At 67.8% G+C, this 14,522-nt stretch carries 14 protein-coding genes and 2 pseudogenes; 9 read left to right on the top strand and 7 right to left on the bottom strand.

The annotated features are described in order from the left end of the window. The first annotated feature begins 78 nt into the window (after positions 1-78). The 3 genes from argS to AC50X9_RS17245 all read left to right on the top strand — a co-directional run bounded on the left by argS (position 79) and on the right by AC50X9_RS17245 (position 5,366). Positions 79-1,905, top strand: a complete 1,827-nt coding sequence (gene argS, locus AC50X9_RS17255; RefSeq protein WP_494895447.1) for an arginine--tRNA ligase — start codon at positions 79-81, stop codon at positions 1,903-1,905. Between the two features lie 14 nt (positions 1,906-1,919). Next, entirely contained in the window at positions 1,920-3,773 is a 1,854-nt protein-coding gene (menD, locus tag AC50X9_RS17250; RefSeq protein ID WP_494895532.1) for a 2-succinyl-5-enolpyruvyl-6-hydroxy-3-cyclohexene-1-carboxylic-acid synthase, read from the top strand. 639 nt (positions 3,774-4,412) lie between these two features. Next, a complete protein-coding gene (locus AC50X9_RS17245; protein ID WP_494895445.1) occupies positions 4,413-5,366 on the top strand; it encodes a hypothetical protein in 954 nt (317 codons plus the stop codon). A gap of 225 nt (positions 5,367-5,591) precedes the next feature. Here AC50X9_RS17245 and AC50X9_RS17240 read toward each other — a convergent pair whose 3' ends face one another. Next, the gene (locus AC50X9_RS17240; RefSeq protein ID WP_494895443.1) at positions 5,592-6,065 is read right to left on the bottom strand and encodes a hypothetical protein; all 474 of its coding nucleotides are present in this window, start codon (positions 6,063-6,065) and stop codon (positions 5,592-5,594) included. A 451-nt stretch (positions 6,066-6,516) separates the two neighbouring features. On the opposite strand from AC50X9_RS17240, the gene AC50X9_RS17235 reads away from it, so the two are divergent. Together AC50X9_RS17235 and AC50X9_RS17230 are read left to right on the top strand one after the other, a co-directional pair. Next, on the top strand, positions 6,517-6,720 hold the full coding sequence (locus AC50X9_RS17235; RefSeq protein ID WP_494895442.1) for a hypothetical protein: 204 nt from the start codon (positions 6,517-6,519) through the stop codon (positions 6,718-6,720). A gap of 269 nt (positions 6,721-6,989) precedes the next feature. Further along, entirely contained in the window at positions 6,990-7,343 is a 354-nt protein-coding gene (locus AC50X9_RS17230; RefSeq protein WP_494895440.1) for a hypothetical protein, read from the top strand. A gap of 25 nt (positions 7,344-7,368) precedes the next feature. Here the strand turns inward: AC50X9_RS17230 and AC50X9_RS17225 are convergent, their stop codons facing one another. Beyond that, positions 7,369-7,620 carry a hypothetical protein gene (locus AC50X9_RS17225; protein WP_494895438.1) on the bottom strand — a complete coding sequence of 84 codons (252 nt, stop codon included), beginning with the start codon at positions 7,618-7,620 and terminating at the stop codon, positions 7,369-7,371. A 163-nt stretch (positions 7,621-7,783) separates the two neighbouring features. Further along, complete coding sequence (gene map / locus AC50X9_RS17220) at positions 7,784-8,548, bottom strand: type I methionyl aminopeptidase (protein ID WP_494895437.1); 765 nt, start codon at positions 8,546-8,548, stop codon at positions 7,784-7,786. Between the two features lie 63 nt (positions 8,549-8,611). On the opposite strand from map, the gene AC50X9_RS17215 reads away from it, so the two are divergent. Continuing rightward, entirely contained in the window at positions 8,612-8,914 is a 303-nt protein-coding gene (locus AC50X9_RS17215; RefSeq protein WP_494895435.1) for a helix-turn-helix domain-containing protein, read from the top strand. Positions 8,915-8,988: 74 nt separating this feature from the next. Here the strand turns inward: AC50X9_RS17215 and AC50X9_RS17210 are convergent. The 4 genes and pseudogenes from AC50X9_RS17210 to AC50X9_RS17195 form a co-directional block, all read right to left on the bottom strand. Beyond that, a pseudogene (locus AC50X9_RS17210) lies at positions 8,989-9,527 on the bottom strand (NAD(P)H-dependent oxidoreductase). Positions 9,528-9,628: 101 nt separating this feature from the next. Then, complete coding sequence (locus tag AC50X9_RS17205; RefSeq protein WP_494895434.1) at positions 9,629-10,171, bottom strand: YceI family protein; 543 nt, start codon at positions 10,169-10,171, stop codon at positions 9,629-9,631. 141 nt (positions 10,172-10,312) lie between these two features. Further along, entirely contained in the window at positions 10,313-10,537 is a 225-nt protein-coding gene (locus tag AC50X9_RS17200; protein WP_494895432.1) for an oxidoreductase dimerization domain-containing protein, read from the bottom strand. A gap of 200 nt (positions 10,538-10,737) precedes the next feature. Beyond that, positions 10,738-11,583, bottom strand: a pseudogene (locus AC50X9_RS17195) (FAD-dependent oxidoreductase); the annotation flags it as partial. Between the two features lie 272 nt (positions 11,584-11,855). Here AC50X9_RS17195 and AC50X9_RS17190 point away from each other — a divergent pair. From AC50X9_RS17190 to AC50X9_RS17180, 3 genes are all read left to right on the top strand, one after another. Then, complete coding sequence (locus tag AC50X9_RS17190; RefSeq protein WP_494895430.1) at positions 11,856-12,431, top strand: NADPH-dependent FMN reductase; 576 nt, start codon at positions 11,856-11,858, stop codon at positions 12,429-12,431. Positions 12,432-12,552: 121 nt separating this feature from the next. Then, a complete protein-coding gene (locus AC50X9_RS17185) occupies positions 12,553-13,053 on the top strand; it encodes a MarR family winged helix-turn-helix transcriptional regulator (RefSeq protein WP_494895428.1) in 501 nt (166 codons plus the stop codon). Positions 13,054-13,321: 268 nt separating this feature from the next. Next, positions 13,322-14,365, top strand: coding sequence for an LLM class flavin-dependent oxidoreductase (locus AC50X9_RS17180; protein WP_494895426.1), 1,044 nt, complete (start codon positions 13,322-13,324; stop codon positions 14,363-14,365). Positions 14,366-14,522 lie beyond the last annotated feature (157 nt).

Raw genomic sequence — 14,522 nt, 5'->3', positions numbered from 1 at the left:
GATCTGCCACCAGAGCTGAGGGAGCGTCGGGGGAGGGGCGGAACTGATAATTTGAACAGTGTGAATAATCCGGCCGAAATGGTTGTCCCCAGAGTCCAGGCAGCAATTGCCAGCGCGTTCGGCGAAGAGTACCGCGGGACCGATCCCGTGGTCCGGCCCTCGCAGTTTGCGGACATCCAGATCAACGCCGCCATGGCCCTGGCCAAGAAGGTCGGAATGCCGCCTCGGGACGCCGCCGCCCGGATCGTCGAGGCCCTGGACCTGGACGGGATCTGCACCGCGCCCGAGATCTCCGGACCCGGCTTCATCAACCTCACCTTCGACGGGACCTGGATCGAGGAGCTGCTCAACGCCGAGTCTCCCGGCGCCCCCGGCGTGCCCGCCGCGGAAGCCCAGCGCGTCGTCGTCGACTATTCCTCCCCCAACGTGGCCAAGGAAATGCACGTCGGGCACCTGCGCACCACGGTGGTGGGCGACAGCCTCGTGAAGGTCTTTGAGGCCCTCGGCGACACCGTCATCCGGCAGAACCACATCGGCGACTGGGGCACCCCGTTCGGCATGCTGATCGAGCACTGGCTGGAGATCGGCGAGGACTCCCCGGAGGCCGCGCTGCTGGTCGATGACCCCAGCGCCTTCTACCAGGCGGCCCGCGCGAAGTTCGACGCCTCCGCCACCGACGAGGACGGTTTCGCCACCCGCGCCCGGCTCCGGGTGGTGGCGCTGCAGGGCGGCGACGCGGAAACCTTCGCGGTCTGGCAGCGGCTCGTGGCCCAGTCCAAACGCTACTTCAACGCCATCTACTCGATGCTGGGCATCAGCCTCACCGACGACCACATCGCCGGCGAAAGCTCCTACGACGCGCATCTGGCCCAGCTGTGCCAGGAACTCGAGGAGCGCGGCCTCGCCCGGATCAGCGACGGCGCCCTGTGCACCTTCCCGGCCGGCTTCAGCGGCCGCGACGGCCAGCCGATGCCGCTGATCATCCGCAAGTCCGACGGCGGCTACGGGTACGGCACCACCGACCTCGCCACGATCCGGTACCGGGTCCGCGAGCTCGGGGCGGACCGCGTCCTGTACGTCGTGGGCGCGCCGCAGAACATGCACCTGCGCATGGTGATGGCCACGGCGCGCGACGCCGGCTGGCTGCCGGACACGGTGGAGGCCGTGCACGTGCAGATCGGCAACGTGCTGGGGGAGGACGGGAAGATCCTGAAGTCCCGCTCCGGCGCCCCGGTCAAGCTGATGGCGCTGCTGGAGGAGGCCGTGGACCGCGCCCGCGCCGTCATCGACGCCAGCCGGCCCGAGCTCACCGAGGCCGAACGCGCCGTGACCGCCCGGCAGGTGGGCATCGGCGCGGTCAAGTACGCCGACCTGTCCGTGGGGCACGACACCGAATACGTCTTCGACTTCGACCGGATGCTGGCCCTGAGCGGCAACACCGGACCCTACGTGCAGTACGCCGCCGCCCGGATCCGCTCGATCCTGCGGAAAGCCGGGGTGCTGGAGCGGTTTGACGCGCTTGAGGCTGCCGGATCGGACGACGCCGGTGCGGCGCTTGGAAGCGACGCCGGGACCGCCGCCACCGGGGCCATTGGGACGGACAGCGACGGCGGCACGCCGGCGACGCCGATCGCCGTCGTCGAACCCGCCGAACGCGCGCTGGCCCTGCACCTGCTCGAGTACGGCGTCACGCTTTACAAGGTGCGCGAGATGCTCGAGCCGCACCGGCTGTGCACCTACCTGTTCGAACTCGCCCAGCTCTTCACGTCCTTCTACGACCAGTGCCCCGTGCTGAAGTCCGAGGATTCGGTCCGGGAATCGCGGCTCGCCCTGTGCGCGCTGGTCCTGCGCCGGCTGTCCGAGGGTCTGGACCTGCTCGGCATCGAGACGCCGGAGAACATGTGAGCTCCCCGCGAGGCATGGGCGCCGACGGGACCGACGACGGCACGGACGCGGAGGGTACGGGCCTCCCGAAAGGCGGGGACGGACACGGCGCGGAGCATGCCGACGGGCTGACCGCGATCGACGCCGCCCGGATCGCCGTCACCGCCCTGCTGCTCGAAGGGGTGCGCTACGTGGTGGTGGCGCCCGGCTCGCGCTCCGCCCCGATGGCCTACGCCCTGGCCGAGGCCGACGCCATGGGACGGGTCGAGCTGCTGGTCCGGATCGACGAGCGCGACGCCGGGTTCACCGCGCTCGGCCTCGCCCTGGCCACCGGCGCGCCCGCGGCCGTGCTCACCACCTCCGGGACCGCCGTCGGCAATCTCCTGCCGGCGGTGATGGAGGCCAACCACGCCGCCGTCCCGCTCGTGGTGATCTCGGCCGACCGGCCCGAGGAACTCCGCGGGACCGGCGCCAACCAGACCACGCAGCAGCTGGACCTCTTCGGTGAGCATGTCCGCTTCGCCGCCGATGTGCCCGCCGGCAGCGACCCCCGGCGCGCCGTCGAGACCGCGCTCAGCGCCGCCACCGGTGCCTTCGAGGACACCCCGCCCGGGCCGGTGCAGCTCAACCTGGCCTTCCGCGACCCGCTGGTTCCGGCCCCCGGCGACCGGCTCCCGCCCGAGTCCGGCCGCCGCGTGTACCGCGCGCCCCACGGCCCGCTGGCCCTCGATTTCCCGCCCGCCGCCGGGAGCCTGCCGGAACGGCGCACCGTGGTGCTGGCCGGGCACGACGCCGGACCGGTCGCCGAAGCCTTCGCCCGCGCCCACGGCCTGCCGCTGCTGGCCGAGCCGTCCTCCAACGCACGGTTCGGGCCCAACGCGGTGGGACCCTACCGGATTGTCCTCGACGCATTCGGTCCGGACTCCGCGCAGCCGATCGAACGCGTGGTGCTCTTCGGCCGGCCCACCCTCTCCCGGCCGGTGAGCAACCTGCTGGCCCGCGCCGACGTCCCCTCGGCCCTGTACCAGCCGGTTCCCGTGGCCTGGTATGAGCCCGGCCGCCGCACTGAACTCCCGCTCGACAACCTCGCGGACCTCGCCGACTTCGCCGGCCGGGGCTCCGCGGCCTGGCTGGATGCCTGGCTGCTGGCAGGGGCCGCCGCGCAGCACGCCGTCGACCAGGTCCTGTCCGGAACTGGCACCGCCGGGCCCGCCGCAGTGACGGGACCCTCCGCTGTGACCGGGCCCGCCGTCGTGGCCGGGCCCGCCGTCGTGACCGGGCCCGCCGTCGGCGCCCTGGTCTGGCAGCATACGCGCGGACAGCTCGTGCTCGGCTCCTCCAACGGCATCCGCGACGTCGACCTCGCCGGAGCGCCCGCTGCGGAGCCGGCCGCCACGGTCTTCGCCAACCGCGGCCTCTCCGGCATCGACGGGACCCTGGCCACGGCCACCGGCATTGCCCTGGGGGGCCGGCAGGAAACCACGGTGCTGCTGGGCGACGTCACCTTCCTGCACGACGCCGGCGGGCTGCTGCTCGGCGCCGGGGAAGAGGAACCCGCCCTCCGGATCGTGGTCCTCAACGACGCCGGCGGGGCCATCTTCGGGCTGCTCGAACACGGCGCCGTCGAAGCCGCGGGCCGCTACGGAACCGCCGTCGAACGCCTCTTCGGCACCCCGCACAGCGTGAACCTCTCGGCACTCGCGGCCGCGTACGGCGTCGCGCACCGTTCGGTCAGCACGACGGCGGAGCTGGCCGCGGCGCTGGCGGAGCCGTGGGAGGGCCGCGGCATCATCGAGGTCCACACCGACCGGCGCGGGCTGCGGGAACTCCACGTACGCATCAGGTCCGCAGTAGGCGCTGCGGTGGCACGGGTGCTCGCCGCGGAGTAGGGCCGGTCCGCAACGGCACCTGCCCTGCGACCCGCAACGGCACCTGCCCTGCGACGCGCTCCCTGCCCTGCGATGCGCGCCCTGCCCGGCGATGTGCGCCCTGCCCTGCGATGCGCGCCCTGCCCGGCGATGTGCGCCCTGCCCGGAGACGCGCCGCGTGCCTGCCGCCGCTCCCAGTGATTTGCGACTCGCAAAATGCCTCACGCGGCCCGAATACCCGCCGCGTGAGGGCCTTCGCGCCGCGCGCAACAGGAACCGCGTCGCACAACGGGATGTTCCTGTCACGACGAGCTCGGGCGTACCCTGCGACTAACGCCCGTATCGCCGCGGCCCGGAATGGCGCCGTCAATGCAATACGACATTTCCTGGGGACTGGTGGTCCCCCCGACTTGTTCGTCTGGGTGACGCGCCACGTGCCTGCCGACGATCCCAGCGATTTGCGACTCGCAAAATACATTGCGAGGCCCGAATACCCGTCGCGTCAGGGACTTTCGCGTCGCGGACGACGTGAAACGCATCAAGGGACGGGATGCGGGTCGGACGACGTGAAACGCATCAAGGGACGGGATGCGGGTCGGGTTATCCACATGGCTGCGTTTCGCAATGGTGCGGCCGCCGCTGTGCTGGGATCTTCGTTCTATGAACGAGTTACCGAGGTTGATCCTCACGCGCGAGCAGATCCAGCGAGGGCTGAACCCGAAGGAGCTGGCCAGCCGATGCCGCTCGGGCGCGCTGGTCCGGTTGCGCCAGGGGGTCTACGTCGACGGCACTGTGTGGCGAGCCTTGCAACCGTGGGACCAGTACCGGCTCCGGGTCAGTGCGGCCGCAGAGACCTTCGTCGCCCGAACGATCTTTGCCCGCCATTCCGCCGCTTCCGTTTGGAGAATTCCGACTATCGGACTCCGGCACCCGGTGCACGCCCTGACCCTGCAGAATGATGGCGGGCGCTCGCGGGCCGGGGTGGTCCGGCACTACGTTCCTTCGGCCGGCCTGACGTACGCCCGGCGTGACGGTCTCCTAGTGACCGGGAGGGTGCGCACTGTGCTGGATCTCGCTGCCTTCTCACCGTTTGCCGAGGCCGTGGTGCCCTTGGACCACGTGCTTAAGCCCGACCTCCCACAGCGGCTGCCGGCCCTCACCAAGGAACAGCTCTTGGCCGGAATCGACGGCAATTACACGGCGGCCGCCGCGAGGCGGATCCGCACGGCAGTGGAGTTTGCCGACCCACAGTCCGGATCTGCTGGCGAGTCCTACGGCCGGGCGCTCATGTGGATTGCCGGGTTCGAAGCGCCAGAACTGCAGCACGAGGTCCGCGACGGCTCAGGACTCGTGGGCTTCACGGACTACTTCTGGGAGAGGGTACGGGTGGCAGGGGAATTTGACGGCGTCGAAAAGTACGTCAAGCCCGAATACCTGAAGGGCCGGACCACCTCGCAAGCCGTAGTCGAGGAAAAGCAGCGGGAGAACCGGATCCGGGCAGTGGGAAACGATGTGGTCCGCTGGGACTGGGCCGACCTGATGGCAGCCGGGCAACTCGAACGGAAGCTGGCAGCAGCGGGTGTGCCCCGCCGTCGTGCACGTTCCGCGCGGTGACGGTGACGCGCAATCCTGCTGATGACACGGAAACGCCCCGGCGCTGCCGAATTCCGGTAGCGACGGGGCTTTTGCGCATCGCCAGGCGCAATCCGCCGCACCGGGAGCTGGCGCAGCTTGCGGGGCCAAGGGAGGGCCGCAGTACGCGCCGCCGCGGTGGCAGGAGAGCTCGCCTCGGAGAAGGCATGCCGGCGCGTTGCTCCACCTAGGAGGTGAGGACGTGCCTCAGCGGCCGCAGAAATGGCCCCAGTCCAGGGCATCGTTCAGGGCCCGGTCGCTGAAACCGCGGTGAGTCCGGCGCAGGTGGTCCCTGTCGGCCTCCAAGTTCCAGGGGCCGTACCCCATCCGTATGCCTTCATCGATCAGAGCGTCGGCGCGGACGACCGCGTCGGCGATCTGCTCGACCGAGAACAGGTCCCCGAGGGCTTTGCCGAGCCTGATCCGGCCGAGACCGTACTCCCCGACGTGCCCGGAGTAGCGGCGATTGTAGTAGTGGATGGCGCACACCGCGTTGAGCATGTCCAACTTGCGTGCCTCGGTGATCATCTTCTCCCGGCGCACCCGAACACCCACCTGGGCCACGTGGATCCGGATCAGCGCGTCGTCGAGCTCGGCCTCGTAGCGCTCAGGAGGGAAGCCCGGGAAAGTAGCCTGCAGCCGCTCAAGCGCGGACTCCCGGAAATCCCTTCCCTCCACCATCCGGCCCCCATGATGCATGGCGGCCGAGCGCAGCCGTTCCCGCTGCTCTGGCGTCTTCTCTGGGCGCTCCGCACAGCTCACGGGTACTCCGATCTCTCAGGGGTGTCCGGTCTTAATCCGGCGCATTGGGTCAACAAACGAGACCAGCATCTACCGAAAACTGCTCTGGGGAAAGCACCCATGCCGCCCGAGACTGGGTTGTTCACTCACCGGGGCTGCCGGCGCCGCGCAACTGACCCGGGGCTGCCGGCGCCGCGCAACTCACCCCGGGCCGCCGGCGCCGCGCAACTCACCCGGGGCCGCCGGTTGGAAGTACACTCCCTAATGTCGGCGCCGGGCGCCAAGAGGACTTTCGGGCGAAGGTTCCGGCAGCCGGTCGGATCCGGAGCGAGGCATTCGCAGCAGGGGTGATAGGCGGCGATCCGAAGTCGCCGGGACAAGGAGCCATGCGATGACGCGGTACCTGATTTCGTTCGATGACGGCGCAATGACCTTCCCCGAGGAGGAGCTGCCCGACGTCGCCAAAGCCGCACACGCAGTGGTCCAGGAGGCCATGGATGCCGGAGTGTGGGTATTCGGCGGCGGGCTGACCGACCACGAGAAGGCGAGCCTGGTGGCCACCGACGGGACGGTCACCGACAACCCGTATCCGTAGAGCAACGAGCGCCTGGGCGGATTCTCCGTCGTCGACGTGCCCTCCCGCGACGAGGCGTTGGAGTGGGCTGCCAAGATCGCCGTCGCCTGCCGCTGTGCACAAGAGGTCCGCGAGTTCGTGCCCGACCCGGCCGCCTGATCGAGGGCCGGATCGTCCTCTGCCTCGGCTGAACTGGTTGGGACCGGACCAGAGTTTTGCGCTGATATCAGGGCTCCACCGGCTGCACGGAGTGCGGGATAATCGAACCACGAAAGGCGGGGTGAGCCACAATGACCAGCCACACCATTGCCGTCCACGTCACGGTTGACGATCAGTCAGGCCCTGCGGCAGTCTCTGATTTGCTCGCCGAGTTGGCATCCCGCTACAAGGAGATCACGCGGGCCGAGTTCATGCTGGGCGGGGAGCGCTGGGGCGGCGTCGAGGTCCTGAATGTTCGCCGGGTGAAGACCGTCTCTGACGTGGTGGCCGTTTCCGCGCGTGACAGGAGGTATTTGGCCGCTCTGCTGGAAGGCGCGCTGGCGCACCGTGAAGCCGGTTTCGGCGACGCTGAGGTGGGTGCGCTGTGGGAGTTGGCGCACAGCCTCGGACGGATACTTGGAATCCACGGATCGGATCGGCTGTGAAGGCGCAGGGCAGTGCCCCCGTGCTTCAGGGAGAGCGGACGTCATCGTTATTGGATGCAGGCGGACCGGAGGCGTGAGGCGGGACGTGCCGGCGGACAGCATCGAAGAGCTGTGCGACATTCATTCCGCCGCTGGCTGCCGCCGTGACCGCGGGAACCCCGGCTGCCATGGCTCGGCACATCGCCTCGACCAGCGCGGCGCGGGCCCGGTCGGCCCGCATTTCGATTAGTTCCACTTCGCCGGCAGCGACGTGGACGGCAGTGAGGCGTGTTTCCAAGATGTTCCTCCGGGTGGTTTGGTCGGGTCAGTTGCGGGCGCTGGGCAGGTCAGTCGCGCGGGTTCCGGGAGCGCGCGTCGCGTACTCCGCTGTCGGCGGCTCCGAGGCCCACCATGGTGCCGGAGCCGGCGGACAGTGCCAGGTCGAAGACCCCTGGGAATAGTCAGATCGTGAGGATGACAGGTCCGTCGTCCGTGATGGCTACGGTGTGCTCGCTGTGCGCGGTGCGGGCTCCTGTTGCACTGCGGAGTGTCCATCCGTCCGGGTCGGTGACCAGGTCGGCGGTGTCCGCCATGACCCACGGTTCGATGGCCAGCAGCAGGCCAGGGCGGAGCCGGTATCCCCGGCCTGGACGGCCCGTGTTGGGGATGTGGGGATCCTGATGCATCGTGGACCCGACGCCGTGCCCGCCGAACTGGGTGTTGACGGGGTAGCCGGCAGCCGCCAGGACGGATCCGATTGCGTGGGAGATGTCACCGATGCGCGCGCCGGGGTTGGCGGCCGCGATGCCGGCTTCGAGTGCCCGCTGGGTCGTCTCGATCATCCTGGTGTCCGACGGGTTGGCTGATGCTCCGACGATGAAGCTGACGGCGGCATCGGTGACGATCCCATCGAGGGACGCAGCCAGGTCAAGGGTGAGGAGATCGCCGTTCTTGAGGGCATAGTCGTGAGGCATTCCGTGCAGCACGGCGTCGTTGACTGATGTGCAGATGAAGTGGCCGAAGGGCCCGCGGCCGAACGAGGGAGCGTAATCGAGATAGCAGGACTGAGCGCCCGCTTCGGCAATCATCGCACCGGCCCACTGGTCGATCTCCAGGAGGTTGGTGCCGACCCTGACCCGCTCCTGCAGGCTTTGCAGCACCGTGGCGATGAACCGTCCGCTCACCTTCGCACGCTGGAGTTCGGAGGGGCTGAATAGTTCGATCACTTTATGGTCCTCCCACATTTCCAATAACTATACCGGTAATACTATGCCGGTATAGTTTGACCCATGGTCAGACTCCCACTCACCCCCGCCGACGTCGAACGAGGACAACATCTGGGCGCGCTGCTGCGTCAAGCGCGGACGGATCGCTCCATGTTCGAGGTGGCGGTGGCCGCAGGCATCTCGCCGGAGACGCTTCGGAAGATCGAAACAGGCCGTGTGGCCACTCCCGCGTTCTCCACGATCGCAGCGATCGCGACCGTACTCGGTCTCTCACTCGACGACGTTTGGTCCGCAATCAACCCGCCGGCGCGGGCGTCCGGGCGCGAGCATGTATCGGACCGGCGACCCGACCGTCTGGCGTCCTAAATACAAACGCAGAACGCCCCCGGGAGCATCTCTGCTGCCGGGGGCGTTCTGGGTAAAACCGGTGGGCCTGCGAATCAGGCTGCGGCGACCGTGCGGGATTCTTCCAGGGCGGCGAAGACGCCCTTGATCTGCTCGACAACCTCGGCGTCGTCCTTGGGGTGGACCTCGGCGAAGCGGACCATGGAGCCCGGGACGGCGAGCTTGACGTCCTCGAGGACCTGGGCGCCGGCGATGCCGACGGCCTTGCGGGCCTCCTCCTGGGCCCAGACTCCGCCGAACTGGCCGAAGGCGGTGCCGACGACGGCGGTCGGCTTGCCGGAGAGGGCGCCGGCACCGTACGGGCGGGACAGCCAGTCGATGGCGTTCTTCAGCGAGGCGGGGACGGTGCCGTTGTGCTCCGGGGTGACCAGGAGGNGGCGCGCAGGGCGGCTGCGGCGGCGGGGACCTGGCCCTCGACGTCGATGTCCTCGTTGTAGAACGGGATGTTGCCGAGGCTCTCGTGGATGAGAACCTCAACGTGCTCGGGAGCGTTCAGCTGGATCGCTTCGGCGAGCTTCTGGTTAGTGGAGTCGGCGCGCAGGCTGCCGACCAGGGTGAGAACGTTGTTTGTCATGGGTACTCCTAAGGGTCGCGCCGGGGGTTCCGGCGGCTGGTAATTGTGCAGGCTTGGGACCTCTGCTGAGGCGCCCCGGGCCGCGGTCCGGTTTGTGTGGATCAGCTGGCGGGAAGCACGAAGGCTGAATCGATGGTGATGGTGACCTTGTCGCCGACCAGCACGCCGCCGGCCTCAAGGGCGGCGTTCCAGGTGATGCCGAAGGCCTTGCGGGAGATCTGCGCGGTGGCGGAGAATCCGGCGCGGGTGGCGCCGAAGGGGTCCACGGCGACGCCGCCGAATTCGACGTCGAAGGCCACCGGCAGGGTGGTGTCCTTGATGGTCAGGTCACCGGTGAGCTTGAAGTTTTCCGGGGTGCCCTGGGCTTGGGCTGCCTTGAAGGTCATGTGCGGGTACTGCTCGACGTTGAAGAAGTCCGGGCCCTTGACGTGCGCATCGCGGTTGTCGTCGTTGGAATCAAACGAGGCGGTCTGCACGGTTGCCTGGACCGAGGAAGTCCCCACTGTGTCGCCGACCACCAGGGTGGCGTAGGCCTCGGTGAACTGGCCGCGGACCTTGCTGATGCCGGCGTGCCGGACCGAGAAGCCTACTTCGGTGTGGGCCTGGTCGAGGGTCCAGGTGCCGGGGGTGAGTTCGATCGTCATGGGTTTTTTCTCCTGGTTCAAGGTAAGCAAGGTGGAATGTTCATGCATATGCATATAAGTTTGCCGGTCATTGGTTGAATTGTCAACCTTTGAGTGGGCATGCAGGTCCGCGGGCTCCGCGGGGCGGTGGCCCGGGGGCGCTCAGTCTTCGAGGTAGGCGGGTGTGAACAGCAGCGTCAGGCCCTCGGCCATGGTCGGGTGGGTGAGGATGGCGTCGCGGACGACGGTGCATTCCAGCCCCGCGAGCATCGCCATCTGGATGACCGCAATGGTTTCGCTGGCTTCGGTGCCGAGCAGGGCCGCGCCGAGGATCTTGTTGGTGTCCCGGTCGATGACTGCCTTCCAGAATCCCTCCAGATGTCCCACGCCTGTTGCTCGCTCAGGCCGACCCGCCCGAGCTCCGGGGTGGTGAAGACACTGTAGGGAATCAGCCGCCCGGCGGTGCTGCGCGGCTGGCCGTCGCCGCTCCTCGCCGCCCGGTTGGTCTTCAGGGCCCGGTAGTCGTCATAGGATGCATGCGTGAACTGGGGCGACCCGGCGGCGTCGCCCGCTGCCCACACGCCGTCGGCAGTCGTGTGCAGGTATTCGTCGATTCTGATGAAGCCCCGGTCGTTCCGTTCCACTCCGGCACCTTCCAGGTTCACGCCGTCGGTCATTGGAGTGCGGCCGACCGCCACCAGGATGTCGTCGGCGGTCAGTGTCTCACCGGAGGAGAGCGTGACGCTGATGGTGCCGTCTGCGGCGCGGGCGATCTTCTGGGCCCGGGCGCCCAGCCGCACGGTGATGCCGGCGTCGGTGAAGTTCTGTTCGACGGCGGCGGCAACGTCCGCGTCCTCCCGGGCGAGCAGTTGCCCGCCGCCCTGGACGATGGTGACGTCGACGCCGATGATGTTGAGCAGGTCCGCGAACTCGCAGCCGACGTATCCGCCGCCGAGGATGACGATGCTCGCCGGCAGGGATTCCAGCTCCAGCAGGATGTTGCTGGTTTGCACGACCGACTCCGCCGGGCCCTCGATGGGCGGAAGCAGCGGTTCGGTGCCGAGGTTCAGCACGACGTCGGTCCCGCGGAGGGTGCGCACGCCGCCGTCGTTCATCACCACCTCCTCCGTCCGGGGAGCGACGAACTTCGCCTCGCCGAGGATGAAGTCCATGCCCGACCCGGTGAAGGCTGACAGCTGGCCCCCGACCATGGTCTCCACGACGTCTTCCTTGCGGTGGCGCAGGAGTTTGAGGTCCATCCGCGGGTTATCGGCCCCGGAGATGCCAAATTCGGCGGTCCGGCGGATGGTTTTCAAGACCCGGCCGCTGTTGATGAGGGTTTTGGTGGGGATGCACGCCACGTTGATGCAGGTCCCGCCGATCATCGCGCGTTCCACCATCGCGACTTTTCGGCCGGATCTGGCCAGGTCCATCGCCAGGGTCTTCCCGGCTTTCCCGCCGCCGACGACGAGCAGATCAACATCTTCAATCTCCATGCGTTCCTTCTGTGGAAGGTGCCGGGATCCGCCTGCCGTCTTACTCGGCGTGCCCCGATCCGGATGTCTCATCACCCTCATCCTTTCACCGGGCACCTCCGGCCCCGAGAGGCGACGGCGTCGATAGTATTTACAGAAATATCTTTCTAGAATACTATTGAAGCTTGAAGCATTGCGGAAAGTATCCGCGGCGCCCAGAGGAGTAGTTCATGACTAAGATCGCCATCGTCACCGGCAGCACCCGTCCCGGCCGCAACAGCATCGGCGTGGCCGAGTGGGTTCTCGCGCAGGCACAGGAGCGCACCGACGCACAGTTCGAGCTCGTCGACATTGCCGACTTCAACCTGCCGATGCTGGACGAGGCCTACCCGGCCGCCTACCAGAACTACCAGAACGACCACACGATCGCCTGGGCAGCCAAGATCGCCGAGTTCGACGGTTTCGTCTTCATCACTCCCGAGTACAACCACTCCGTCACCCCGGCCCTGGCCAACGCCCTGTCCTACCTGAACGCCGAGTTCGCCAACAAGGCCGCCGGCATCGTTTCCTACGGCTCCGCCTTCGGGGTCCGCGCCGTCGAGCACCTGCGTGGCATCCTCTCCGAACTGCAGATCGCCCACGTGCAGAAGACCGGCATGTTCTCCCTCTTCACCGACTTCGAGAACTTCTCGGTCTTCAAGCCCAGCGAACTTCAGGCCGCTTCCCTGGCCCCGGTCCTGGACCAGCTCGTGCCGTGGACCAAGGCCCTCGAAGCCGTCCGCGCCGAAGCATCAGTCGCCGCCTAAGACTCCCGCACGCGAATGCCGGTGCTGTCGGCGGGCCACCCGCCCGTCGACAGCACCGGCATTCGCCTAAGGGCAATAGGCCGCCGCTGCTGCAATATTTTGTGAGGAAAGAATTTACGTGATGGGTATTATGGGCATGGAGAGGGAGACCATGCTGACCGAGCAGAACCATTCCCCAACCAGCGGGGATCTGGACGTTATCTTGCAGTGGGGTCTGGTCATCGAAGGTTTCCAGGCCACCAACAAGAAGGTGCACGCGGAAGTCTCTTCGGTCTTCGCCCTCGAGCCGGCCGAAGCTGAGACTCTGTTGCGGCTGGTCCGCACTCCCGGTGAGCGGATGCCGATGGCGAAACTGGCCCGGGAAGTCGCGTTCAGCAGCGGCGGTTTCACCAAGATCGCCGACAGGCTGTCCAGGCGTTCCCTGGTCCAGCGGAGCCCCTGCGCCGAAGACCGTCGCGTCGTCTACCTTGAGCTCAGTGCGCAGGGCAAGGAAACCGCCAACGAGCTGGCCTGCTTTGCGGCCGGCCTCGTCCGTGCTGCCTTCGTCGACATCCTGGGCGAGGAACGTGCCCGGGTGGTGGCAGAAGCCATGTCGGAACTGCGGGACGCCAACAACACCTGATTCGCCCGGCGCGCCGGGAACCCGGCGATGAACGCTGCGCCTCCCCGCTGGTTATCTCCCTGTTCAACCGCGGCCCCGCTGGGCGGAAGCATCTTCTCGCTCACTGGCGGCTGGATCACCATTTTCGTCTTCGCCGCCACCGGCGCAGTAATGATCACCGGCGCGTGGATGATGACCCCAGGCGGCCGTTGCCTCGAAGACAAATTCACCGCGGCGTCATGACGTCACCGGCGTCCACCCACTCACACCCTGCACCCAGGAGAACATCATGGAACTCGGCGCCTACAGCTTCGGCGACACCCCACGAAACCCCGACGGAAGCCTCCGGACCACCGCCGAAGCGATCCGCAACCTCTTCGAAGCGATTGTCCATGCCGACCAGGCAGGGCTCGACTACTTCGGAGTGGGCGAACACCACACCCTGGAAATGCCCGCCTCCTCACCGGGAACTGTGATCGCCGCAGCGGCCGGCGCAACGAAACAGATCAAGCTCGGCAGCGGCGCGAGCATCATCAGCACCGACGACCCGGTCCGGGTATTCCAGCAGTTCGCCACCGCCGACGCCGTCTCCGGTGGCGGTCGGGTGGAGATCACCGCCGGCCGCGGATCGTCGGTGGAGACCTTTCCGCTCTTTGGCTACGACCTGGGCGACTACGACCGGCTCTACGCGGAAAAGCTCGCCCTGCTGATGCGCATCAACAACAGCGAAACCGAAGCCGTCACCTGGTCGGGGACCGTCCGGCCTGAGATCCACGACCTGGCTGTCGTGCCCCGGCCGGTCAAGGGCACACTGCCCCTCTGGCTGGCAACCGGCGGCAGTGCCCCGTCCTCGGTCCGCGCCGGAAAGCTCGGCCTGCCCGTCTCCTACGGCATCATCGGCGGTGCCCCCGCCAGGTTCGGCCCGCTGGCCGACCTCTACCGGGCCTCCGCCGAACAGGCCGGACACTCCGGAGGGAACATCAAAGTCTCCGTGGCGGCCCTCGGACTGATCGCCCCGACGAAGAAGGAAGCACTGGAACGGTTCTATCCCGGCTGGTACAACCTGAACCTGGAAATGGGCAAACTCCGCGGCTGGCCGGCGCCGGACCAGCGGCAGTTCCTGGCCCAGGCCGACTTCCCCGGCGCCTACTACGTGGGGGACCCGGACGAAATCGCCCAGCGCATCGTGGACCTGCACGGCCACATGGGGCACATGCGGCACTTCCTCCAGATGGACATCGGCGGCCTTCCCCAGGAGCACTTCCTCGAGTCCCTCACCCTGCTGGCCACCGAGGTCAAACCGCGCGTCGAGCGCCTCCTGAAGAAGCGGTAGGTCACGGGACGGCTCCGTGATGCGGCGGGTGCGCGCCGCCGTCGGGCACGTTCAGTCGGTGGCAGCGACGCGCAATCCAGCTCATGACACGGAAAAGCCCCGGCGCTGCCGATTTCCGGTAGCGCTGGGGCTTTTGCGCGTCGCCAGGCGAAATGCG

This window comes from Pseudarthrobacter sp. HLT1-3, assembly GCF_059383535.1.
Note: the sequence above shows the minus strand (reverse complement) of the source record. Positions and strands in the feature narration are given on the sequence as shown.

Excerpts from the sequence above, each read along its gene's own strand:
- argS (WP_494895447.1), top strand. The coding sequence starts at position 79 with ATGGTTGTCCCCAGAGTCCAGGCAGCAATTGCCAGCGCGTTCGGCGAA.
- menD (WP_494895532.1), top strand. The coding sequence starts at position 1,920 with ATGGGCGCCGACGGGACCGACGACGGCACGGACGCGGAGGGTACGGGC.
- AC50X9_RS17245 (WP_494895445.1), top strand. The coding sequence starts at position 4,413 with ATGAACGAGTTACCGAGGTTGATCCTCACGCGCGAGCAGATCCAGCGA.
- AC50X9_RS17240 (WP_494895443.1), bottom strand. The coding sequence starts at position 6,065 with ATGGTGGAGGGAAGGGATTTCCGGGAGTCCGCGCTTGAGCGGCTGCAG.
- AC50X9_RS17235 (WP_494895442.1), top strand. The coding sequence starts at position 6,517 with ATGACGCGGTACCTGATTTCGTTCGATGACGGCGCAATGACCTTCCCC.
- AC50X9_RS17230 (WP_494895440.1), top strand. The coding sequence starts at position 6,990 with ATGACCAGCCACACCATTGCCGTCCACGTCACGGTTGACGATCAGTCA.
- AC50X9_RS17215 (WP_494895435.1), top strand. The coding sequence starts at position 8,612 with ATGGTCAGACTCCCACTCACCCCCGCCGACGTCGAACGAGGACAACAT.
- AC50X9_RS17205 (WP_494895434.1), bottom strand. The coding sequence starts at position 10,171 with ATGACGATCGAACTCACCCCCGGCACCTGGACCCTCGACCAGGCCCAC.
- AC50X9_RS17190 (WP_494895430.1), top strand. The coding sequence starts at position 11,856 with ATGACTAAGATCGCCATCGTCACCGGCAGCACCCGTCCCGGCCGCAAC.
- AC50X9_RS17185 (WP_494895428.1), top strand. The coding sequence starts at position 12,553 with ATGGGTATTATGGGCATGGAGAGGGAGACCATGCTGACCGAGCAGAAC.
- AC50X9_RS17180 (WP_494895426.1), top strand. The coding sequence starts at position 13,322 with ATGGAACTCGGCGCCTACAGCTTCGGCGACACCCCACGAAACCCCGAC.